Origin of the sequence: Mesorhizobium sp. DCY119 (genome assembly GCF_003590645.1) — a bacterium.
GTDB lineage: Bacteria > Pseudomonadota > Alphaproteobacteria > Rhizobiales > Rhizobiaceae > Mesorhizobium_M.
The window spans coordinates 3,042,021-3,062,840 of the sequence record NZ_CP031834.1 but is presented as its reverse complement, the minus strand read 5'-3'; the positions used below and the strand labels follow the sequence as shown (position 1 = coordinate 3,062,840).

Genomic DNA, 20,820 nt, shown 5'->3' with positions numbered 1-20,820 from the left:
TCAAGTTTAAGCGGTTCACTTGGCGTCTGGATATGTCTTTTTAACGTCGAACAGCGGCCTGCTGCCATCATCACTTAGGATGGCAACTCCGTCTTTTGCAGTCACCGTCCTGTAAAAACACGAACGCCGGCCGGTATGACAGGTTGCATCGTGGCCCAACACATTTACGCGAAGCCACACTGCATCCTGATCACAATCTGTGCGGATTTCGGCAACGTGCTGCATGTTTCCGGAGGTTTCGCCCTTCTTCCAGAGCGCGTTGCGCGAGCGTGACCAGTAATGCGCGATGCCTGTCTCCAGCGTCAGGGACAGTGCTTCGGCGTTCATATGCGCGACCATGAGCAGCATGCCGTCTCGGGCATCCGTCACCACGGCGGTCACGAGGCCGTTGGCATCGAAGCGCGGCGCGAAGGATTTGCCTTCCTCCAGCGTCTTCTTGTCCGATGTAGCGTCAAATGCGATGGGGGCCATTGCCGGCTCCTTTTTCGCGGACCCGGCAATCATCTGATTTTGATCAGGACGAACTGCCGTTCCGCACCATTGTCACGAACCGGACCTGCTCTTCGGGACTGTCCTTGAAAGCGCCGGTAAAGGTTGAGGTGAGGGTGGTGGAACCCTGCTTGCGAATGCCGCGCATGGCCATGCACATATGCTCGGCTTCAATCATGACGGCAACGCCGCGCGGGTTTAGCACCTCCTGAATGACGCCGGCAATCTGCGCCGTCATCGCTTCCTGCGTTTGCAGGCGGTGGGCAAAGATATCGACGACGCGTGCGATCTTGGACAGGCCAACCACCTTGCCATCCGGCAGATAGCCGACATGGGCCTTGCCGATGATCGGCACCATGTGGTGCTCGCAATGCGAATGGAACTGGATGTCCTTGACCAGGACGAGATCGTCATAGCCGGCTACTTCCTCGAAAGTGCGGCCGAGCTCTTCCGCCGGGCACATGTCGTAGCCGTTGAACATCTCGCGATACGCCTTGGCGACGCGCTTGGGCGTGTCCTTAAGACCCTCGCGGTCCGGATTGTCGCCGGTCCAGCGCAGAAGCGTGAGCACTGCGGCTTCGACCTCGGCCTGAGACGGCCTGTTGGTCTCCGGCTTGTCGAGATATTCTGATTTCGGCATCAATTTCTTGATCACGGCGTCCATGAAGGATGTCTCCCGTAGCCCCTCTCACAGGAGGGACGAGTTGAACGGACCACAGCCTTTTTGCGGGAGTTCGGAAATTCCGGCCCGAAAGCGGCGTGACTTGAGTTCCGTAGGTTCAGCATTGTTGGTCGCCTTGCCGTTAGCGGAACACCAGCATTATATAAGGGCTTGCCGGGCGATTGGAAGATGTACAAACGGCAAAGGCTGTCTGCGAAACGGCGACGGATTGGAAAACAATGATTGACGATGTCTACAATGCGAAAATTCTCGGCTTCGCCGGAAATATCGCCCGCATCGGCCGGCTCGATCATCCAGACGCCACCGCGACGGCTCATTCCAAGCTTTGCGGGTCGACCGTCACCATCGATCTCAAGATGGAAAACGGCGTCGTTACCGACTTCGCCCATGACGTGAAAGCCTGCGCGCTCGGCCAGGCATCGTCCTCGATCATGGCGCGCCATGTCGTCGGCGCAACTGCCGAGGAACTGCGCGAAGTGCGCGAGACCATGCGCAAGATGCTGAAGGAAAACGGCGCGCCGCCTGAAGGTCGTTTCGACGAACTGAAATATCTCGAGCCGGTGCGCGACTACAAGGCCCGCCACGCCTCGACCATGCTGACCTTCGACGCAGTTGTCGACGCCATCGGCCAGATCGAGAAGAAACACGCCGACGCGGCCTGATCGGGTCACCCCGCCTGCTCGGCTTTCAATTCCCCTTGAATCCAGCTCGCGAAAGCCTGCGCCGCCTCGCTCAGTTCCTTGAAATCCGGCGCAACGAGCCAGTAGGCGCCATAGGGCACCTCGATCGGGAAGGGCATTACCAGTCTCTTGGCCTGCAGGTCCCGGCTGATCAACGCGATATCGCCGAGCGCGATGCCGTGTCCCAGCACGGCGGCCTGGGTCGCGAGCGCAGAATCCGTGAAAATCGGACCGCGCTGCGGCGCCATGTCGTGAATGCCCGCTTCCTCGAACCAGCGCGACCAGCCATTGCGGTTTTCGTCGTGCAGCAAGCTGTGATGACGAAGGTCGCCGGGGGTGAGGAGAGGCGGCCCCGACGCGAGAAGCTCGGGAGACAGTACCGGCGCCACCGAAATGTCGAGCAGGCGCGTGGATTCGGTGCGTGGCCAGGATGTTTCGGTCGCGCTGAAGCGGATCGCGATTTGCGCTTCGTGACTGCGGAATTCGATCAGGCGCGGGTCAACGCTCAGCGAGACATCGATATCAGGGCGTAACCGGCTGAAAATATTGAGCCGGGGAACCAGCCATGTACCCGCGAAGGACGGCTCGACGCTGACAGCCACCGTCTCATGCGGCAGCGCCTCGCGCAGTTCGGTCAGGCGCCGGTCAATGTCGTCGAAGCTCGTCGTCAACTGTTCCAGCAGGCGCGTGCCATTCTCGGTCAGCGAGACGCGGCGGTGGTGGCGCTCGAACAGCGCATAGCCGGTGAACTGCTCAAGTTCGCGTATCTGCCGGCTGATCGCGGCCTGCGATACGAAAAGTTCCTCCGCAGCCTTGCTGAAGCTCAGCAATCGGCCCGCCACTTCGAAGCTCCGTAAGGCCGTCAGAGGAAGCCGCCCACGCTTCATTTGCATAACCCCAAGTTATCCAAGCGCGAAATTATACTCGTTTGAGGACGAAGTACAGGCGCGGTCTAATCCTTGCGCAACAAGGAGGCTACGGCCATGAACCTTACAAACATCTTCGGCGACGTCATCCGCATCCTGACTTTTCAGACCATGCCGCTGCGTTCCCGGCACGATCGGCCGAGCCGCGAGGAGCATCCGGTCGAAGTGCGTTACCCGGAGCGGCCCGCGCGGCCTGCGCGCAACGACAGCCTCATCTGACTTGCACAGGAGCAGAGGGTCGAAATGGCGGACAGTTGCAAAACAGCGTGGGAAACGACATCTACGGCGCTGACGGAGCGTTGAAATAGGCGGATGAGCCACGATCACCACCATGCGCACGCGACCCGGCCGGTCGCGCGCGGCAGGAACTGGCCCGGCCCCTGGCGCAAAACGCCGGGCCGGGTTTTCGGCACGTCGCTCGTTCGCCTTTACCAACTCACGCTGTCCGGCTTCGTCGGCAATTCCTGCCGGCACCTTCCGACCTGTTCCGAGTATGCCCATGAGGCCATCGCCCGCCACGGCCTGTGGGCGGGCGGCTGGATGGGGTTTTTCCGGGTGATGCGCTGCGGCCCATGGGGCACGCATGGTATCGACCGGGTGCCCGAACGGCTGACGGCGCGGTATCGCTGGTTCACGCCGTGGCGTTACTGGCGCATCGGAAAAATGCCGCAAGATACGCAAAGCTGAACGCTCTCGCCTTTACGGCGTGGCAATCTCCCCCTAAAAGGCCGTCGCTGCCGGACGCATCCGGCAATTTAACCACCCGCGCTCGTTTGCGGGACTGGATAGGAGAATATGATGTCGAACGTTTCCCTCACATTTCCCGATGGCTCCGTGCGCGAATACGACGCGTCGATGACCGGTGCGGCACTTGCCGAATCGATCTCGAAGTCGCTCGCCAAGAAGGCCGTGGCCTATGCCGTCGATGGCACGCTGCGTGATCTTTCCGACCCGCTCGGCAAGTCGGGCAAGGTCGAGATCGTGCTGCGCGACGATCCGCGCGCGCTCGAACTCATCCGCCACGATACGGCGCATGTGCTGGCAGAAGCAGTGCAGGAAATCTGGCCGGGAACGCAGGTCACCATCGGTCCGGTGATCGAGAACGGTTTCTATTACGACTTTGCCCGCAACGAGCCGTTCACGCCCGAGGATTTTCCCGTCATCGAAAAGAAGATGCGCGAGATCATCGGCCGCAACAAGCCGTTCACCAAGCAGGTGTGGACGCGCGAAAAGGCCAAGCAGGTTTTTCGCGACAAGGGCGAGGCCTACAAGCTCGAGCTGATCGACGCCATTCCCGAGGGCGACGACCTGAAGATCTATGCGCAGGGCGACTGGTTCGACCTCTGCCGTGGACCGCATATGGCCTCCACCGGCCAGATCGGCTCGGCCTTCAAGCTGATGAAGGTTGCTGGCGCTTATTGGCGCGGCGATAGCAACAACCCGATGCTGACGCGCATCTATGGCACGGCCTGGGCCGACCAGGCGCAGCTCGACCAGTATATTCATATGCTGGAAGAGGCCGAGAAGCGCGACCATCGCCGTCTTGGCCGCGAAATGGACCTGTTCCATTTCCAGGAAGAGGGGCCGGGCGTCGTCTTCTGGCATGCCAAGGGCTGGAAGATGTTCCAGAACCTCGTCAGCTACATGCGCCGCCGCCTCGACACGCAGGGCTATCAGGAAGTCAACGCGCCGCAAGTGCTCGACAAGTCGCTTTGGGAGACGTCGGGTCACTGGGGCTGGTATCGCGATGCGATGTTCAAGGTCACGGTTGCCGGCGATGACACCGACGACGATCGCGTCTTCGCGCTGAAGCCGATGAACTGCCCGGGCCATGTACAGATATTCAAGCACGGCCTGAAGTCCTATCGCGATCTTCCGGTAAAGCTTGCCGAATTCGGCAATGTGCACCGCTACGAGCCGTCCGGCGCGCTGCATGGGCTGATGCGCGTGCGAGGCTTCACGCAGGATGATGCGCATATCTTCTGCACCGAAGAACAGCTTGCCGACGAGTGCCTCCGCATCAACGACCTGATCCTGACGACCTATGCCGATTTCGGCTTCGACGAGATCAGCGTGAAGCTGTCGACACGCCCGGACAAGCGTGTCGGTTCCGACGAGGCATGGGACCATGCCGAGGAAATCATGGGCAATGTGCTGGAGACGATCAGGGCGCGCTCGGGCAATCGCATCAAGACGTCGATCAATCCGGGCGAGGGCGCCTTCTACGGCCCGAAGTTCGAATATGTGTTGAAGGATGCCATCGGCCGCGAATGGCAATGCGGCACCACGCAGGTCGATTTCAACCTGCCGGAACGCTTTGGCGCTTTCTACATCGGCTCGGATTCGGAGAAGAAACAGCCGGTAATGATCCACCGCGCCATCTGCGGCTCGATGGAGCGGTTCCTCGGCATCCTGATCGAGAATTATTCGGGTCATTTCCCGCTGTGGTTCGCGCCGCTGCAGGTGGTCGTGGCGACGATCACCTCGGACGCCGACGAATATGCGCAGTCCGTGGTCAAGAAGCTGAAGGCTGCCGGCCTGTCAGCCGAAGCCGACCTGCGCAATGAGAAGATCAACTACAAGGTCCGCGAGCATTCGCTGGCCAAGGTTCCGGTCATCCTCGTCTGCGGCAGGCGCGAAGCGGAAGAGGCGACGGTAAACGTCCGCCGGCTCGGCTCGCGTGACCAGACGTCGATGACGCTGGACGAGGCCGTGGCGGCACTGGCCGAGGAGGCGATCACGCCGGATCGCAGGCGGGCGCTGGCAGAAGGCTAAGGTTTTTTGACCGATGCGAAAAAGGCGGGGCATGTGTTTGCCCCGCCTTTTTCATGATTCCGAAGATTTGACTGTTGGCGGGAACTGACGGATCAGTCCGCCCCGTCGTTCGGGTCGGCAGCATTGGCGTCGTTGGCCAGAACCTCGACATCCTGATTGTGCCCGCCGACGACGGTGAAATCGCGTTGGTAGATGCGGTCTCGATTCTTGGCGACGATGGTGTATTCGCCTTCGGCCAGCACCATCGAGGCGAAAGCGCCGACGCTTTCGCGCACCGGGTCGCCTGATCCCGTCAGCACGGACCATGACGTGTCGGCGATCGCTTCGCCGCCTTCGTCGCGCACCAGTTTCAACGTCAGCTCGGCGGCACGGTGTTCGACGGTCGCGTCGGTCAGCTTGCCGGCCTCGACGCGGATGTCGGAACGAATCACCGCATTGACCGAGCCATAGGTGGAAACGACGTGATAGACGCCGGCGTTGAGCCGAACGATGGAATTGGGGCTCACGTCCGGGATGATCAGCGCACGGTCGCCGTCAGCACCGGGTTCAGCTTCGTAGATGGAGAAGCGCAGCTTTTCCGGTGGAATGCGCACGCCGCCGGCAAGCACGGCATCGAGCTTCAGGCCACCTGCATCGAGCACGAGGCTTTCATGCTTTGCTTCGCGGCCGACAGTGATGCGCTTGGTTGCCCCGGCGCGGCCGAACGAGGCATGAACGAGATAGCTGCCCGGTTCCAGCTGGAACATGCTGGTGCCGCCCTGAGCCGACGCGACTAGCGGCAGCTTGCCGTCCGGGCCGGGCTCCGGCCGGAACACGCGCCAGATCAGCCCGCGGCCGATGTCGCCGCTCGCTTCGGTCAGTTTGGCGGCGAGAGTGAGTTGGCCGCCTTCACCTTGGGCCAACGATCGGCCGCTATGCGGGGAGGCGTAGCTCGACAGATCGGGAAGCTTCACGCCCTTCAATGGGTCTGCCTGCTGTGCCATGGCAAGCCCGGATGCCAGTGTGAACACTGAGGCACCAAAGATGAATGCGAAAGGTCGGAGGAATCCGGCGAGCATGGCTTGCTTTGAAGCCCAATGCGGTGGCAATTTCAAGGCATATTCAGCCCAAGCCGCCGTCTGCACTCCGGTCGCTTCAGCCAGCAACATCAGGAGAATGACGCCGTGGCCTCACCGATCATCGATTTCATGTTGAGCAGGGGCTCGGCCCCCATACCCGAACTGCGTGAACCGGCGCCCGGTGACGCCGAGATCGAGACGATGATTCGTATAGCCTCGCGCGTGCCAGACCATGGCCGGCTGGAGCCGTGGCGCTTCATCGTCTATCGCGGCGAGGCACGCCATCGCATCGGCGAAGAACTGGCGGCACTCGCGGAAAAGCGCGAAGGGCCGCTGACGGAAGGCCGACGCAATCAGGAGCTGGCGCGATTCTCGCGTGCGCCGTTGGTCATCGGCGTCGTATCGAGCCCGAAGGAAAACATGAAGATCCCGCAATGGGAGATGTTCCTGTCCGGAGGAGCGGCCGCCATGAACCTCGTCATCGCGGCCAATGCGCTCGGCTACAAGACCAACTGGATCACCAACTGGTATTCGGACACGGAGGAAGGGCGGCGCATTCTGGGCTTTGCCCCGCATGAGCGCGTCGTCGGCTTCATTCATATCGGCTCGTTCGATGGCACTGTGCCGGAACGGCCCCGGCCTGATGTGACCTCGCTCTACGGCGACTATTCCGGTCCCTGGGAGGGCTGAGAGCCTTGTTCTACGAACCGTCGAAAGGGCACGGCCTGCCGCATGATCCGTTCAAGGCGATCGTGGCACCACGCCCCATTGGCTGGATTTCGTCGATCGGGCGCGACGGTTCGCTCAATCTCGCGCCTTATTCCTATTTCAACGCGTTTTCGGCCAATCCCTTCCTCGTCTGGTTTTCATCGGGCGGGGAGAAGGACAGCGCTACGTTTACGGCGGAAACCGGCGAATTCGTCGCCAATCTCGTCGGGCGCGATCATGCCGAGAAGATGAATCTTACAAGCGTGAACGCACCACGCGGCACCAATGAGTTCGACTATGCCGGGCTGGAAATGGTGCCGTCGCAAATGGTCAAGCCGCCGCGCGTTGCCGGGGTGCCGGCAGCTCTCGAATGCAAGGTGACCGAGATTTTCAGGCCGAAGATGCTCGATGGCAGCGATTCGGGCGCGGTGGTGGTCGCTGGCGAGGTGGTTGGCATCTTCATCGACGATGCGTTCCTGACAGACGGTCTGTTCGATATGGTCAAGGCCGGAAATGTTAGCCGGCTTGGCTATATGGATTATTCGGCGATCTCAGAGACTTTCGTCATGCGCCGTCCGCGCTGGGAGAAAGATTAGACCGCGATTTTGGCCGCCTGCGCACGCGCCAGCAACCGCTCGGCGCGTCGCAGATGTGGCATGTCGTACATCTGGCCGTCGATGGCGACGACGCCGGGATTGCCGGCGGCCTGGAATGCCTCGATCACGACTCGCGAATGCGCGACCGCCTCGGGCGAGGGGGTGAAGGCTTCGTTGATGACCGGCACCTGCGCCGGATGGATCGCCATCTTGCCAGTAAAACCGTCGCGTTCGGCCTCGATGCATTCGGTGCGGAAGGCATCCATGTCGCGGAAATTCGGAAACACGGTGTCAATTGCGGCCACATCGGCCGAGGAAGCCGCGAGGATCGTCATGGCGCGGGCGAGGCGAAAGACATCTGTGTAGCGGCCATGCTCGTCGCGCGTCGCGCGCGCCCCGACAGCCGCAGAAAGATCCTCCGCGCCCCAGGTCAGGCCGGCAAGGCGTGCGTTTGCACCGGCATAGCTTGCCGCCGCCAGAACGCCGGCTGCCGTCTCGGTGATGATCGGCAGGATGGCGATGCCGCCATCGGCCAAGTTGTTTTCCACCTCATAGACACGCAGCTTGACCGCCAGTAGCTGGACATCGGCGCCGTTGTTGGATTTCGGCAGCATGATGCCTGCGGGCTTTGCTGGAACGAGGGCCGCGAGGTCGTCGTCGGTCAAGCCGGTCGAAAGATCGTTGACGCGGATATAGACGGCCGGACCATCCTGGCCTTGCCCGCCGCGAATGAAATCGGCAGCTATCTTGCGTGCCGCAATCTTGTTCTGCGCCGACACGGAATCTTCGAGATCGACGATGACGACATCGGCCTCCGACGAAAATCCCTTCTCAAGCTTCTTTTCCGAATCGCCAGGCACGAACAGCAGCGAGCGCATCAGGCGGCAGCCTTCTTCAGCATCATCGCCTGGCGGGTACATTTCGCCACCAGCGCGCCGTTCTGGTTGAAGGCGCGGTGCTGGAACTCGACGATGCCGCGATCCGGCTTCGATTTCGATTCGCGCACGGAGAGAATTTCGGTCTCGACCCGGATCGTATCGCCATGAAAGACCGGATGCGGAAACACCGTTTCCGTCATGCCGAGATTGCCGGCGGTGGTGCCGAGCGTCGTGTCATGCACGGAAATGCCGATCATCAGACCTAGCGTGAACAGGGAGTTCACCAGCGGCTTGCCCCATTCGCTTTTGGCGGCGAAGTCGAAGTCGATATGCAGCGGCTGCGGGTTGAGCGTCATGACCGAGAACAGCATGTTGTCGCTCTCGGTGACAGTCTTGGTCAGCGTATGGCGGATGACCTGGCCGACCACGAATTCATTGAGAAACTGTCCCGCCATGATCACATCCTCCATTGCGCGTGGGTTTGATAGTCGCTGCCTGCATCCCCCGCAAGCAGGTTAACGGATATGGTGAACCGTTCGTAAACCATTTCTCCCTAACGTCATTTGCGGGGCTGGAAGAATCTTCCGGTGGGAAAATCGAGTGGCGTGAATGATTGTCGGGCATTTCCTGAAATGGATCGATACGGCGCGGGTCGCCGAGCGGGCAGCTGCGGCCAGTGCATTGGCGCGGGCGTATGTCCAGAAAGAATTGCCGTTCGAGGATCGATGCGCCGCGGAGGCCGCACTCACGCTTCTGCTCGACGATCCCTCAGCCAAGGTCCGACTGGCTATGGCCGAGGCCCTGTCGATGAGCCATCACGCGCCTTTGCAGGTCATCAGCGTTCTGGCCAATGACCAGCCTGAAGTTGCGGGGCTGGTTCTCGCGCGCTCGCCTTTGCTGACCGATAGCGATCTCATCGACCGCGTCGCTTCGGGCCAGAAGGCGACGCAAAAGCTCATCGCCGACCGTCCCTTTGTCTCGATGTCCGTATCGGCCGCCATCGCCGAAGTCGGCGAACCCGAAGCCTGCGCGATGCTGCTCGCCAACAGCGGCGCCGATATCGCCTCGCTCAGCTTCCGCCGGATGGCCGAGCGTCACGGCGATCTTGCTTTGGTTCGCGAAGCGCTGATTGCCGATCCGCGCCTGCCGTCCGAATGCCGCCATATGCTACTGGTCAAGGTTGGCGAGGCATTGAAGCGCTCGCCGCTCGTTGCCGCACTCATGGGCTCTGCAAGAGCCGAGCGCGTCATGCGCGACGCCTGCGTCAAGGCATCCCTGACACTGATCGAGAACACGCAGGCCAACGAATTCGCCGCACTGATCGAGCATCTGCGCCTGCGCGGCGATCTTACCGCTAGCTTTCTCATCCGCACCATTGCCCATGGCAAGGTGGACTTCTTCGGCGCCGCGATCGTGGCGCTGACGGAGCAGGCGGAAACACGCATAAGGGCGCTGCTGGCCGGCGGACATGACGTTGCGCTGTCCGCGCTGTTTCGCAAGGCGGGCCTTGCGGCATCGACACACAAGGTCATCCTGCGGGCGCTGAAGATCTGGCGCGAAGTTGCCAACGGCAAGCGCGTGGCCGGCGTCCAGGAAGTAAGTTGGCTGATGCTCAGGGAATTGGGTGGGCCGTCTGCGCCGGGCGATCTCGCTGGCCTGCTGAAGGCTATCCACATCGAAGCCTTGCGGGACAATGCGCGCGGGCATGCCCTGGCTATCGCCGCAGCCTGACCGATCGCTTCGTCAGTCGGCTACCTTGCGGAAAAACTGCGGATAGTCCTCGATCGCAGCGGCGATGACGCGCAGCGATGCAGCTGCCTGCAAGGTTTCGGCGCTGCTGTTGCCGGATGCCATTTCTGCGGCTGCTTGGCGGGCACTGTCGATCCAGGACGCGAAAGACTGTCTGCCGGGCAATGGCAGAAACACGTCGCGCGCGAACTGCCGCAGGAACTTGGTTATCAGTTCCGAGACCTCGTTCGAAATCCCATCTGCCAGCTGCAGCTTGCGCAACCGCAGGATTTCCAATCCTACCGTCATGGCGGCAAGACTGCCTTCGAGAACGGTTTCGCTGGCCTGGCCAAGCCGTTGAACCAACGGCAGAATCTGGTTGATCCGGTCATAGGCGAGGCTCTCGAAGGCCGAGCGCCTCGGCAGGCGCTCGTGCAGGCAGAGCCGTGCAAGATCGTCGCGCATCGCCTTGATCAGCCGAGCGGCCGTGTCCTGCGGTCTCGCCGGCAAAACGACGGCGAACACGCCCATGGCGAGCAGTATGCCGACGAGAATCGAAGCGGTGCTGTTGAAGAACGCCTGCGGCGCATAGACCATGGTCTGGTGCGGGTTGAGAAAAGCCAGGAAATTGATGGCAAAGGCAGTCGAAATGCCGACATGCCGGCGGTTTGCCATGCCGAGTGCCGCCGCGATCAGGATTGGGGCTGCAAAAAGCACGAACCAGCCGAACCCCGGCAAAGCAGGCAGCGCGACTTGCCCGACCAGAAAAGCAAACGGTGCGGCCAGAAGCGTTCCCTTGAAGAACTCCAGGGCGCTTTCAACCGGTGCCGGGCGTGTTGCGAAGAGGCTCGAAACGACGGCAACGAGAATGGCGACACCGGCGGCGTCCGACCAGCGCGTCGTCATCCAGAACGCGATGACCAGCATTGTCGCAGCACCCGCGCGGATGGCATTTCTCAGTGCCGCGCGACGGTCGCGGTGCACGACAAGGGCAGGCTGCCGCCGATCCCGCGCGCGGCCGGTTGCGGGACTGCGCAGCGCGTCCAGCCCGCGCAGCGTCTCTTTCAGAGAGTCGGCGAATTCGCCGGCAATCGTCAAACGAGCCGCAGCACCAACCTTGTCGCTTCCTTCGCCGGCAGAATCTTCCGGCATGTGCCGTGCCTGGGCCGCGATGGCATCGAGGCGCGCAATCCATGGCTTCGTATCGACGAGGGCGGTTGAGCCGGAAGCCGTCAAATCGCCGAGCAAGGTTTTCAGCTCATTGCGGACCGGCATCAGGGCGGCGTTTAGCGGTGCTGCATGGCCGTGCAGCATGCGCGTGGCCGACAAGGCCGACAGAAGATGGCCGATCGTTCGGCGCACCGGGTGGCCGTGGGCGGCAAGGCTGGGCGCTTCGAGCCGCGCATAGGCGCGCATTTCGGCAAGTGCCTGTATGTCGGCAATCAGCTTGCGGTGCAGAGCATCCAGCTTCCCTTTTTCGCCCCCGGCAAAGGCACCATTGGCGTAGGCGGAGAGGTCCAGGATGCAGCGCTTCAGCCGGGATATGATCGCGTCGCGCGCCAGTTGCGGCAGAAACAGGCGGCTGGCGATGCCGGCGCAGACGATGCCGAGCATGATTTCCGTGCTGCGGGCGACTGCCAGCTCGACGGCAAGGTGTTCATGCCCGAATGACGGCATACCGATGATAACGGCGGTGTAGCCGGCAAGGACTGCGCCGTAGGCCTCGGGGTTGCGCAGCAGCGAAGATGTGAACGTGCAAAGCCCGATCCACAGCGCCAGGACTGTCACGAAAAGCCAGGGGCTCGATCCTGTGAGCGTCGTGATGGCAACGGCGGCAAGCGCCCCGGCCAGCGTGCCGAGCAGGCGGTAAAATCCCTTGGCCAGCACCATGCCGGCGACCGGCTGGGAAACAATGAACACCGTCATCATCGCCCATTGCGGCTGCTCCAGCTGCAGCGCAAAGGCAATCGACAGAGCAATCAGCCCTGTTACGGTGGTGCGAATGGCGAAAATCCAATCCGCGCGCGTCGGGCGGAGGTTCTCGGGCTTGGGCAGAAAGTCCTTGAGGCGCAGCCGGGTCATGAGCATCCCCGACAGCAGTCGGTCAGATATCCAGTTCCTGCGCGTATTCGGCGCGTTCCTGGATGAAGCGGAAGCGCGCTTCGGGCTTGGTGCCCATCAGCGCTTCGACCGACAATTTCGTTGCCGCCGCATCGTCCACGACGTCCACGCGCAGAAGCGTGCGCTTTTTTGGATCCATCGTCGTTTCCTTGAGCTGGCTCGCCATCATTTCGCCGAGGCCCTTGAACCGGCCGAGCTCGATCTTGCCGCGCCCGGTGAACTCCGTTTTCAGAAGCTCGTCCTTGTGGGCGTCGTCGCGTGCATAGGCGACCTTGCCGCCCTGGCTGATGCGATAGAGCGGCGGCACCGCCAAGTAGAGATGCCCGCCGCTAATGAGCTGCGGCATTTCCTGATAGAAGAAGGTGATGAGCAGCGAGGCGATATGCGCTCCGTCGACGTCTGCGTCGGTCATGATGATGACGCGGTCGTAACGCAAATCCTCGTCGCGGTATTTCGAACGCGTGCCGCAGCCCAGCGCCTGGATAAGGTCGGAAATCTGCTGGTTTGCCGTCAGCTTGTCGTGGCCGGCGCTGGCGACGTTCAGGATTTTTCCGCGCAACGGCAAAATAGCCTGCATAGCGCGGTCGCGCGCCTGCTTGGCCGAGCCGCCGGCCGAATCGCCTTCAACGATGAAGAGTTCCGCGCCGGCAGCGGCGTTCTGCGTGCAATCGGCGAGCTTGCCGGGCAGCCGCAGCTTGCGCACCGCGCTCTTGCGCGACACTTCCTTTTCCTGGCGGCGGCGGACACGCTCGTCGGCGCGCGCGATCACCCATTCGAGCAGCTTGGAGGCTTCCTGCGGATTGTCGGCGAGCCAATGGTCGAAGGGATCGCGCAGTGCGGTTTCGACGAGGCGCTGCGCCTCGATCGTCGCCAGCCGGTCCTTGGTCTGGCCGACGAATTCCGGCTCGCGGATGAACACCGACAGCATGCCGGCGGCCGAGATCATCACGTCTTCGCTGGTGACGATCGCCGCGCGCTTGTTGCCAGTCAGTTCGGCATAGGCGCGCAGGCCCCGCGTCAGCACGTTGCGGAAACCCGTCTCGTGGGTGCCGCCTTCGCCTGTCGGAATGGTGTTGCAATAGGAGTTCAGGAAACCGTCGCCGCCATACCAGGTGACGGCCCATTCCATCGAGCCGTGGCCACCCTGACGGTCGCTCTTGCCCGCAAAGATTTCACGCGTCACCTGGAAATCGTCGCCGAGCGAGGCCTTGAGATAGTCCTTCAGGCCGCCGGGAAAATGCAGGACGGACTTGGCCGGGGTAGGGTCCTTGTCCTTGATCAGCAGCGGATCGCAGGTCCAGCGGATCTCGACGCCGCCGAACAGATAGGCCTTTGAGCGGGCCATGCGGTAGAGCCGCGCCGGCTCGAAGGCAGCACCCTTGCCGAAGATATCCGGATCTGGATGAAAGCGGGTTTTCGTGCCGCGCCGGTTGTGGACTTCGCCAAGCGCTTCCAGATCGCCGAGCGGCTTGCCGCGCGAAAAGCGCTGGCGGTAAAGCTGGCGGCCGCGTGCGACCTCTACCTCGAGATGATCGGACAGCGCGTTGACCACCGAAACGCCGACGCCATGCAGGCCGCCGGAGGTCTCATAGACCTTGGAGTCGAACTTGCCACCCGAATGCAGCGTCGTCATGATGACTTCGAGCGCCGGCCGTTTGTATTTCGGATGCGGGTCGATCGGAATGCCGCGGCCATTGTCGGTGACGGTGAGAAAGCCGTCAGCCGAAAGCTCGACATCGATGAAGGTCGCATGGCCGGCAACGGCTTCGTCCATCGAGTTGTCGATGACTTCGGCAAAGAGATGGTGCAGCGCCTTCTCGTCCGTGCCGCCGATATACATGCCCGGACGCCGGCGTACCGGCTCCAGCCCTTCCAGCACCTCGATATCGGCCGCGCTATAGCCCTCGCTGCCGTCCTTGGCCGGCTGCGGCGCGCGCTTGGCCGCTGCCTGCACCAGCGGATCGGCCGGGCGCGTCGAGGCAAGCGGCGTCTGCTTGTCGAGATTTCCGAAGAGGTCGTTGCTGTCGTCCATAAGGCGCGGATTTCCAGTGATTCGTCTTGCCTGTCATACTGCCACGCTTTGCCGTCGCAGTGACAGAGGTTCCCGTTCCGTTCAGGGAAATATGCCTGCTTCTATAGGCTTTTGATAACCAAAACCTCAAGAGGATAGTTAACGAATCGAAATCGAACGGATCGTTTAGGGTTACACCTATGTAAAGATCCAACCCTGGCTCGAGGCCTTGCCTGTTAGTAGGGTGAGTTCCTAGTCTGGTATAAGCTCCAGGCGAAGCCGGGTCCCGGTGGCGGCCGCATAACGCTGTAGCGTCGATAGTGTCGGGGAGACGCCGCCGCCCTCAAGCCGGGCTACGGCAGATTGTGTCGTGCCGATCTTTTCAGCCAGTTCTGCTTGGGACAGATGGGCATCATTTCGCGCCCGAATGAGCGCTTCAATGATCGCGTATTCGGCGTCCGCTTCATCATATTCCTTGCGGAAAGCCGGATCTTCCATCCAGCGTTTCTTAAGTTCTGAAATCTTTGTCATCACGTCACTCTTTTCATTCGCTCGCGAGCGAGATGCAGTGCGCTGGGTGGTGTTTTCTGCGACTTCTTGACGAAGACGTGCAGAACTATGACCCGGCGTCCAGTAACGGTTAGATAAATGCCTCTGGCGATGCCGTCAGCCGCCTTTGCGCGAAGCTCCCACAATTTGCCTTCGAGATGTTTCACATGCGGTTCGCGCATGCGATCCAGCCCGATGGTTTCGACCATCTCCATCAACCGAAGCAGCCGTGCTCGCAGAGTTGCAGGTAAAGCCTCAAGCTCGCCATCGACGTCTTCGCCAAGCGTCTCCACCGTCCAGCCCATAGCGCAATATAGCGAATACGCTATGGGCTTTCAACCGGTTCCGGTTCGGTCTTTACTCTGCCGCACCGAGATATTCGGTCACCGGCGGGCAGGAGCAGACCAGATTGCGGTCGCCGCCGACATTGTCGATGCGCGAGACCGGCGGCCAGTATTTTGCAGCCGTTTCCGCGTCGTCGGCCGGGAAGGCCGCCTCGAGCCGCGAATAGGGATGCGTCCAGTCGCCGACGAGCGTTTCGGCAGCCGTATGCGGGGCGTTGACGAGCGGGTTGTCCTCGCGCGGCCATTCGCCCTTGGCCACGCGCTCGGCCTCGTTGGCGATGGCGATCATCGCTTCACAGAAACGATCGACCTCGCGCTTGGGCTCGGACTCGGTCGGCTCGACCATCAGCGTGCCGGCCACCGGCCAGGACATGGTCGGCGCATGGAAGCCGTAGTCGATGAGGCGCTTGGCGACGTCCTCGACGCCGATGCCCGCACTTTCCTTGAGCACACGCGTGTCGAGGATACACTCATGCGCGACGCGCCCGTTGCGGCCCTGATAGAGCACCGGGTAATGGGCCTTCAGCCGCTCTGCGATGTAGTTGGCGCTGAGGATCGCCGTTTCCGTCGCCTGCTTCAGGCCTAACGCGCCCATCATGCGGATATACATCCAGGTGATCGGCAGGATCGAGGCGCTGCCGAACGGGGCTGCCGAAACGGCATGCTCCGACCCTTCCGTGACATGGCCCGGCAGGTAAGGCTTCAGATGCGCCTTGACGCCGATCGGGCCGACGCCGGGGCCACCGCCGCCATGCGGAATGCAGAAGGTCTTGTGCAGGTTCATGTGGCAGACGTCGGCGCCGATTTCACCCGGCTGGGCCAATCCGACCAGCGCGTTGAGATTGGCGCCGTCGAGATAGACCTGTCCGCCATGCTCGTGGATGAGCGCGCAGATGTCGCGAATACCTTCCTCGAACACGCCATGCGTCGAAGGATAGGTGATCATCAAAGCCGCAAGGTTGCTGGCATGCTCGGCAGCCTTGGCCTTCAGATCGTCCATGTCGACATTGCCGTCTTCGGTGCAGCGCACGACGACGACGCCCATGCCCGCCATCGAAGCGCTGGCCGGGTTGGTGCCATGCGCCGAGGACGGGATGAGGCAGATATTGCGGTGATGATCGCCGCGCGACTGGTGGTAGTGGCGGATTGCCAGCAGGCCGGCATATTCACCCTGGCTGCCGGCGTTCGGCTGCAGGGATACGGCGTCGAAGCCGGTGATCTCGCTCAGCCATTTCTCCAGATCGTCGATCATCTCGCGATAGCCGAGCGAATGCCCCGGCGGCGCAAAGGGATGCAGATTGGCGACCGACGGCCAGCTCACCGGCATCATCTCGGCGGCGGCGTTGAGCTTCATCGTGCAGGAACCGAGCGGAATCATGGCACGGTCGAGCGCAAGGTCTTTATCGGCCAACCGGCGCAGGAAGCGCATCATGTCGGTTTCCGAGCGGTTTTCGTGGAAGACCGGCTGGGTGAGGAAACCCTTACCGCGCGGGTTGGTCGGTGCCTTGACCTTGTCTGCCGGTGATGGCTTTGCGCCGAACAACGCAGCGATGGCTTCAAGGTCTTCTTCGGTAGACGCCTGATCGAAGCTGACGCCAACGCGGTCATTGTCGATCACGCGCAAGAGGCGACCATCCTTCTCGGCAGCCGCAGCGATTTCCTTGGCCTTGCCGCTGGTGGTGACGGTGACGGTATCGAAGCGGCGGTCACCGTCGATTTCAACGCCCGCTGCCTTCAGCCCGAGCGCCAGGCGCTCGGCAAAGGCATTTATCTGGCCGGCGATCGACTGGAGCCCTTGCGGGCCGTGCCAGATGGCGAAGGAGGCGGCCATGTTGGCAAGCAGCGCCTGTGCCGTGCAGATGTTGGAGGTCGCCTTGTCGCGACGGATATGCTGCTCGCGCGTCTGCAGGGCGAGCCGGTAGCCGGGACGGCCATTGGCATCGACCGACTGGCCGACGAGGCGACCGGGCATGAGGCGCGTGAGCTTGTCTGAAACGGCGCAATAGGCGGCGTGCGGTCCGCCAAAGCCCATCGGCACGCCGAAGCGCTGCATAGGCCCAACGGCAATGTCCGCGCCGAGACTGGCCGGCGTTTCCGCAATGGTCAGCGCCAGCGGGTCGGCCACGAAAATGACGATTGCGCCGGCAGCCTTTGCCCTGGCGATCGCATCGGCATGATTGCCATAGACACCGAGCGTATCGGGCCAGGAGACGACGAGGGCAGCAGTGTCCTCATCGATCGTTTCGCCGTCCACTTCGATGCCGAGCGGCTCGGCGCGGGTCGTGACGACATCGAGCGTCTGCGGGTGAGGTGCGCCAGCGAAAGCCACACGATGGCGCTTCTCGCGGTGGTGGCGATAGGCGATGCCGACGGCTTCGGCGACCGCGGTCGCTTCGTCCAGCAGGGAGGCGGAGGCGACCGGCAGGCCGGTCAATTCCGTCACCAGCGTCTGGAAGTGGAACAGGAGTTCGAGTCGGCCCTGGCTGATTTCCGACTGGTAGGGCGTATAGGCCGTGTACCAGGCGGGGTTTTCGAACAGGTTGCGCTGGATCACCGGCGGCACGCGGCAGCCATGATAACCGGCGCCGATGAAGCTTTTCAGCACGACGTTCTTAGACATTATTTCCGCGAGCTCGACAAGCGCCTCGGCCTCGCTGGCGGGTGCGGGCAGATCGAGCGGGCGCTCGAGTCGGATCGATTTCGGCACGGCCTGCGAAATCAGCGTCTCGATAGAAGGTACGCCGAGTACAGCGAGCATGGCGCGCGTGTCAGTGGTGCTGGGGCCGATATGACGGGTGGCGAAAGGGTAGGGAGCGGCAGTCATCGTATCACCTGTGCCTTAACCTATGAGCGCTTTGTAGCCGGCTTCATCGAGCAGGCTGGCAAGCTGGCCTTCGTCGGAAAGCTTCATCTTCCACAGCCAGCCATCGCCGGTTGCGGCCGAATTGACCAGCGCCGGATCGGAAGCCAGCGCGCCGTTGGACTCAACGATCTCGCCGTCGACGGGAGCGTAGACGTCGGATGCCGCCTTGACGGATTCGACGACAACGGCGACGTCGCCCTTGGCAAGCTTGCGCCCGGCTTCGGGCAGTTCGACGAAAACCAGATCGCCAAGCTGTTCCTGCGCATAGTCAGTGATGCCGACGGTGGCGATGCCGCCCTCGACGCGGAGCCACTCGTGATCGTCGGTGAAATAGGTCGTTGCCATGAGAAGATTATCCTTTGCGGTAGCGATGCTGCGTGAAGGGGAGAGAAGAGATGTCGACGGGAATTTTCGTGCCCCGGACATCGGCAAAGATTTTCGATCCGCTGCTTGCGAGCGGCACCGAGACGTAGCCCATGGCCACCGGCGAACCGGCCGAGGGGCCGAAGCCACCCGAGGTGACCCGCCCGGCGGGGTTTCCCGCTTCGTCGAAAAGTGATGCGCCGGCGCGAACCGGCTGGCGGCCTTGTGGCTTCAGGCCAACGCGCTTTTCGGTCGGGCCTTTTGCGAGGATGGCGCGCAATGCGTCAGCGCCTATGAACTGCCCGCTGGCGCGCAAATCCTTGGAAATCGCCCACATCAGGCCGGCGCTCGCCGGATCAATGTCCGGCGTGATGTCCTGGCCATGAAGGCAAAGACCGGCTTCAAGCCGCAGGCTGTCGCGGGCGGCGAGGCCGATCCACATCACCCGCTCATCGGAGAGCAGGGCCTCAAGAAGCTTTCGCGCATCTGTCTCCGGCAGGCCGATCTCGAAACCGTCCTCGCCGGTATAGCCCGACCGGCTCATGAACCAGTCTTTTTTCGGCTCGAAGCCATGCATGAACAGAAGTTCGCCGGTCTCGATGCCGGCGCGAGCCAAAGCTGCCCAGGCTTCCGGGCCCTGGATGGCGAGGAAGACGCGGTCCAGTGCATCGATCCTGCAGTCGAAATCCTTGGCCAGCGCGCGCAGATGCGCCTCATCCACTGCCGCGTTGCCGGCATTGGCGACGACCATGAAGCGCTCGGGTCCAAGCCTCGTGACGATCAGATCGTCGATGATACCGGCCTGCTCGTTGAGGAAGAAGGTGTATTTCGACTGGCGCTCCGAAAGTGCCGCTGCGTCGAGCGGACATGCCTTGGCAAGCAGCGCGGCCGCACCGGGGCCGGCGACTTCGAACAGGCGCATATGCGAAATGTCGAACAGCCCGGCATGGTCGCGGGTGTGAAGATGCTCTGCCATGACGCCGGCCGGATAGGTCAACGGCATTGACCAACCGGCAAACGCGCCAAAGCGCGCACCAGCTGCAATATGCAGGTCTTCGAGGGGTAGTTTCTTGGCGTCGGTGCCCGTCATGACATCTCCAGAGTCGCACGCAAGCGGCCGCTACGGCGGCCATTCCGTGCCCCTCTGTCTGAAGCCTGAGAGACTCGCGCAACCGGAACTCTGTCGGCGACGCTTACACCTTCGGCGCGGGAGGATTAGTCCCGACTTTCCAGAGTGTCTTTCCCATCTACGGTTCTTTTGCCTGAGAGATTTCGGGCGATTTCCCCTTCGGCGGCAGCAAACGCTGCTCTCTCCCGCAAACAGGTAGAATCCGGAAAACACCGGATCCTCGACGCAGCATAGCTAGCTCATGACCGACGCATTGTCACGCCCCATGCGACATACGCACAGCTTTGTTATTGCGCGGCAGAAATAGCGTGCGGCCATGAGGCTGATTATCGAGGCGACGACAAAGCGCGGACGGAAAAGCCCGTCAGCTCGCGGCGGCGAGACGGTCCATATCGTTCTGAAGGCGGACGATCAGGCTGCCGGTTTCGGCATGCAAGAGCTTGAGACGATCCAGTTGGGCGCCAACGGTTTCGATCATGTCGCTGTCGTCTTCCGGCTCGATCGGCCCGGTGCCGACGCCGTGCAGGACCCAGGACAGGCTGACATTGAGAATGCCCGATACCATGTTCAGGCGGTGCGCGCCGGGTTGCGAACGGTCGCTCTCCCAGGCGTTTATCGTCGACATCTTGACGCCAAGCCGCCATGCCAGTTGCTTGACGCTCATGCCGCTGGCCTCGCGGGCTCGGGACAGTCGGCCGCCGATCGTATCGAGATCCGGCGTTTCTTCGTAAATATTCGTGGTGTCGGACACCCGATTCACCTCCTGTGATGTGCGGACTATCCTGTTTCCGACATGGAAGCAGGTGCCCTAAACATGGCGGACCGACACCGGCATAGCAAGGCGCTTTGCACCAATATCGTGTAAAGTCTTGTATTTAAGGGTAATTCTTAGACTCAAAGTTCGACGGTCGGTCGGGGAA

The 20,820-nt window shown here is 62.0% G+C and carries 21 protein-coding genes and 1 riboswitch; of the genes, 7 read left to right on the top strand and 14 right to left on the bottom strand.

Features of this window, described 5'->3' with window-relative positions; translation table 11 throughout:
* Nucleotides 1–15: 15 nt before the first annotated feature.
* Together hisI and folE are read right to left on the bottom strand one after the other, a co-directional pair.
* Entirely contained in the window at nucleotides 16–471 is a 456-nt protein-coding gene (hisI, locus tag DZG07_RS14950) for a phosphoribosyl-AMP cyclohydrolase (RefSeq protein WP_091916693.1), read from the bottom strand.
* Between the two features lie 43 nt (nucleotides 472–514).
* On the bottom strand, nucleotides 515–1,153 hold the full coding sequence (gene folE, locus DZG07_RS14945) for a GTP cyclohydrolase I FolE (protein WP_091916694.1): 639 nt from the start codon (nucleotides 1,151–1,153) through the stop codon (nucleotides 515–517).
* Nucleotides 1,154–1,389: 236 nt separating this feature from the next.
* Here folE and DZG07_RS14940 point away from each other — a divergent pair, with 236 nt between their 5' ends.
* Complete coding sequence (locus DZG07_RS14940; protein ID WP_119818240.1) at nucleotides 1,390–1,833, top strand: iron-sulfur cluster assembly scaffold protein; 444 nt, start codon at nucleotides 1,390–1,392, stop codon at nucleotides 1,831–1,833.
* Between the two features lie 5 nt (nucleotides 1,834–1,838).
* On the opposite strand, the gene DZG07_RS14935 is transcribed toward DZG07_RS14940, so the two are convergent.
* Complete coding sequence (locus DZG07_RS14935; protein WP_119818237.1) at nucleotides 1,839–2,738, bottom strand: LysR substrate-binding domain-containing protein; 900 nt, start codon at nucleotides 2,736–2,738, stop codon at nucleotides 1,839–1,841.
* 96 nt (nucleotides 2,739–2,834) lie between these two features.
* On the opposite strand from DZG07_RS14935, the gene DZG07_RS14930 reads away from it, so the two are divergent.
* The 3 genes from DZG07_RS14930 (at nucleotide 2,835) to thrS (ending at nucleotide 5,552) form a co-directional block, all read left to right on the top strand.
* A complete protein-coding gene (locus tag DZG07_RS14930; RefSeq protein WP_162931628.1) occupies nucleotides 2,835–2,996 on the top strand; it encodes a hypothetical protein in 162 nt (53 codons plus the stop codon).
* Nucleotides 2,997–3,089: 93 nt separating this feature from the next.
* Nucleotides 3,090–3,464: a membrane protein insertion efficiency factor YidD gene (gene yidD / locus DZG07_RS14925; RefSeq protein ID WP_119818234.1), complete on the top strand. Its 375-nt coding sequence runs from the start codon at nucleotides 3,090–3,092 to the stop codon at nucleotides 3,462–3,464.
* A gap of 108 nt (nucleotides 3,465–3,572) precedes the next feature.
* On the top strand, nucleotides 3,573–5,552 hold the full coding sequence (gene thrS / locus DZG07_RS14920) for a threonine--tRNA ligase (protein WP_119818231.1): 1,980 nt from the start codon (nucleotides 3,573–3,575) through the stop codon (nucleotides 5,550–5,552).
* A 92-nt stretch (nucleotides 5,553–5,644) separates the two neighbouring features.
* Here thrS and DZG07_RS14915 read toward each other — a convergent pair whose 3' ends face one another.
* Nucleotides 5,645–6,535, bottom strand: coding sequence for a hypothetical protein (locus tag DZG07_RS14915; RefSeq protein ID WP_348626378.1), 891 nt, complete (start codon nucleotides 6,533–6,535; stop codon nucleotides 5,645–5,647).
* 180 nt (nucleotides 6,536–6,715) lie between these two features.
* On the opposite strand from DZG07_RS14915, the gene DZG07_RS14910 reads away from it, so the two are divergent.
* Entirely contained in the window at nucleotides 6,716–7,300 is a 585-nt protein-coding gene (locus DZG07_RS14910) for a nitroreductase (RefSeq protein WP_119818229.1), read from the top strand.
* Nucleotides 7,301–7,305: 5 nt separating this feature from the next.
* On the top strand, nucleotides 7,306–7,914 hold the full coding sequence (locus tag DZG07_RS14905) for a flavin reductase family protein (protein ID WP_119818226.1): 609 nt from the start codon (nucleotides 7,306–7,308) through the stop codon (nucleotides 7,912–7,914).
* Here the strand turns inward: DZG07_RS14905 and DZG07_RS14900 are convergent.
* Together DZG07_RS14900 and DZG07_RS14895 are read right to left on the bottom strand one after the other, a co-directional pair.
* Nucleotides 7,911–8,792: a CoA ester lyase gene (locus tag DZG07_RS14900; protein ID WP_119818223.1), complete on the bottom strand. Its 882-nt coding sequence runs from the start codon at nucleotides 8,790–8,792 to the stop codon at nucleotides 7,911–7,913. The two genes, DZG07_RS14905 and DZG07_RS14900, sit on opposite strands and share 4 nt — an antisense overlap.
* Nucleotides 8,792–9,247, bottom strand: a complete 456-nt coding sequence (locus tag DZG07_RS14895) for a MaoC family dehydratase (RefSeq protein ID WP_119821754.1) — start codon at nucleotides 9,245–9,247, stop codon at nucleotides 8,792–8,794. Before DZG07_RS14895 ends, DZG07_RS14900 begins: the two co-directional genes overlap by 1 nt.
* A gap of 154 nt (nucleotides 9,248–9,401) precedes the next feature.
* On the opposite strand from DZG07_RS14895, the gene DZG07_RS14890 reads away from it, so the two are divergent.
* On the top strand, nucleotides 9,402–10,523 hold the full coding sequence (locus DZG07_RS14890; RefSeq protein ID WP_119818220.1) for a DUF2336 domain-containing protein: 1,122 nt from the start codon (nucleotides 9,402–9,404) through the stop codon (nucleotides 10,521–10,523).
* Nucleotides 10,524–10,535: 12 nt separating this feature from the next.
* Here DZG07_RS14890 and DZG07_RS14885 read toward each other — a convergent pair whose 3' ends face one another.
* The 8 genes from DZG07_RS14885 to DZG07_RS14850 form a co-directional block, all read right to left on the bottom strand.
* On the bottom strand, nucleotides 10,536–12,602 hold the full coding sequence (locus tag DZG07_RS14885) for an FUSC family protein (RefSeq protein ID WP_119821753.1): 2,067 nt from the start codon (nucleotides 12,600–12,602) through the stop codon (nucleotides 10,536–10,538).
* A gap of 22 nt (nucleotides 12,603–12,624) precedes the next feature.
* Nucleotides 12,625–14,673 (bottom strand): DNA topoisomerase IV subunit B, encoded by a 2,049-nt coding sequence (gene parE / locus DZG07_RS14880; protein WP_091916712.1) that lies wholly within the window; start codon nucleotides 14,671–14,673, stop codon nucleotides 12,625–12,627.
* Between the two features lie 231 nt (nucleotides 14,674–14,904).
* The gene (locus tag DZG07_RS14875; RefSeq protein ID WP_091916713.1) at nucleotides 14,905–15,183 is read right to left on the bottom strand and encodes a helix-turn-helix transcriptional regulator; all 279 of its coding nucleotides are present in this window, start codon (nucleotides 15,181–15,183) and stop codon (nucleotides 14,905–14,907) included.
* Nucleotides 15,183–15,494, bottom strand: coding sequence for a type II toxin-antitoxin system RelE/ParE family toxin (locus tag DZG07_RS14870; RefSeq protein WP_348272919.1), 312 nt, complete (start codon nucleotides 15,492–15,494; stop codon nucleotides 15,183–15,185). Before DZG07_RS14870 ends, DZG07_RS14875 begins: the two co-directional genes overlap by 1 nt.
* 64 nt (nucleotides 15,495–15,558) lie before the next feature.
* Nucleotides 15,559–18,369 carry an aminomethyl-transferring glycine dehydrogenase gene (gcvP, locus tag DZG07_RS14865; protein ID WP_119818218.1) on the bottom strand — a complete coding sequence of 937 codons (2,811 nt, stop codon included), beginning with the start codon at nucleotides 18,367–18,369 and terminating at the stop codon, nucleotides 15,559–15,561.
* Nucleotides 18,370–18,384: 15 nt separating this feature from the next.
* Nucleotides 18,385–18,753 carry a glycine cleavage system protein GcvH gene (gene gcvH, locus DZG07_RS14860; protein WP_119818215.1) on the bottom strand — a complete coding sequence of 123 codons (369 nt, stop codon included), beginning with the start codon at nucleotides 18,751–18,753 and terminating at the stop codon, nucleotides 18,385–18,387.
* A gap of 7 nt (nucleotides 18,754–18,760) precedes the next feature.
* Complete coding sequence (gene gcvT, locus DZG07_RS14855) at nucleotides 18,761–19,861, bottom strand: glycine cleavage system aminomethyltransferase GcvT (RefSeq protein WP_091916717.1); 1,101 nt, start codon at nucleotides 19,859–19,861, stop codon at nucleotides 18,761–18,763.
* Nucleotides 19,862–20,011: 150 nt separating this feature from the next.
* Nucleotides 20,012–20,098: riboswitch (glycine riboswitch) on the bottom strand.
* Between the two features lie 166 nt (nucleotides 20,099–20,264).
* On the bottom strand, nucleotides 20,265–20,651 hold the full coding sequence (locus DZG07_RS14850) for a helix-turn-helix transcriptional regulator (protein WP_091916718.1): 387 nt from the start codon (nucleotides 20,649–20,651) through the stop codon (nucleotides 20,265–20,267).
* Between the last annotated feature and the right edge of the window lie 169 nt (nucleotides 20,652–20,820).

What these genes read in the sequence shown, in the direction of transcription:
- hisI (WP_091916693.1), bottom strand. Translation starts at nt 471, where the DNA reads ATGGCCCCCATCGCATTTGACGCTACATCGGACAAGAAGACGCTGGAG.
- folE (WP_091916694.1), bottom strand. Translation starts at nt 1,153, where the DNA reads ATGGACGCCGTGATCAAGAAATTGATGCCGAAATCAGAATATCTCGAC.
- DZG07_RS14940 (WP_119818240.1), top strand. Translation starts at nt 1,390, where the DNA reads ATGATTGACGATGTCTACAATGCGAAAATTCTCGGCTTCGCCGGAAAT.
- DZG07_RS14935 (WP_119818237.1), bottom strand. Translation starts at nt 2,738, where the DNA reads ATGAAGCGTGGGCGGCTTCCTCTGACGGCCTTACGGAGCTTCGAAGTG.
- DZG07_RS14930 (WP_162931628.1), top strand. Translation starts at nt 2,835, where the DNA reads ATGAACCTTACAAACATCTTCGGCGACGTCATCCGCATCCTGACTTTT.
- yidD (WP_119818234.1), top strand. Translation starts at nt 3,090, where the DNA reads ATGAGCCACGATCACCACCATGCGCACGCGACCCGGCCGGTCGCGCGC.
- thrS (WP_119818231.1), top strand. Translation starts at nt 3,573, where the DNA reads ATGATGTCGAACGTTTCCCTCACATTTCCCGATGGCTCCGTGCGCGAA.
- DZG07_RS14915 (WP_348626378.1), bottom strand. Translation starts at nt 6,535, where the DNA reads ATGGCACAGCAGGCAGACCCATTGAAGGGCGTGAAGCTTCCCGATCTG.
- DZG07_RS14900 (WP_119818223.1), bottom strand. Translation starts at nt 8,792, where the DNA reads ATGCGCTCGCTGCTGTTCGTGCCTGGCGATTCGGAAAAGAAGCTTGAG.
- DZG07_RS14895 (WP_119821754.1), bottom strand. Translation starts at nt 9,247, where the DNA reads ATGGCGGGACAGTTTCTCAATGAATTCGTGGTCGGCCAGGTCATCCGC.
- DZG07_RS14890 (WP_119818220.1), top strand. Translation starts at nt 9,402, where the DNA reads ATGATTGTCGGGCATTTCCTGAAATGGATCGATACGGCGCGGGTCGCC.
- DZG07_RS14885 (WP_119821753.1), bottom strand. Translation starts at nt 12,602, where the DNA reads ATGACCCGGCTGCGCCTCAAGGACTTTCTGCCCAAGCCCGAGAACCTC.
- parE (WP_091916712.1), bottom strand. Translation starts at nt 14,673, where the DNA reads ATGGACGACAGCAACGACCTCTTCGGAAATCTCGACAAGCAGACGCCG.
- DZG07_RS14875 (WP_091916713.1), bottom strand. Translation starts at nt 15,183, where the DNA reads ATGACAAAGATTTCAGAACTTAAGAAACGCTGGATGGAAGATCCGGCT.
- gcvP (WP_119818218.1), bottom strand. Translation starts at nt 18,369, where the DNA reads ATGACTGCCGCTCCCTACCCTTTCGCCACCCGTCATATCGGCCCCAGC.
- gcvH (WP_119818215.1), bottom strand. Translation starts at nt 18,753, where the DNA reads ATGGCAACGACCTATTTCACCGACGATCACGAGTGGCTCCGCGTCGAG.
- gcvT (WP_091916717.1), bottom strand. Translation starts at nt 19,861, where the DNA reads ATGACGGGCACCGACGCCAAGAAACTACCCCTCGAAGACCTGCATATT.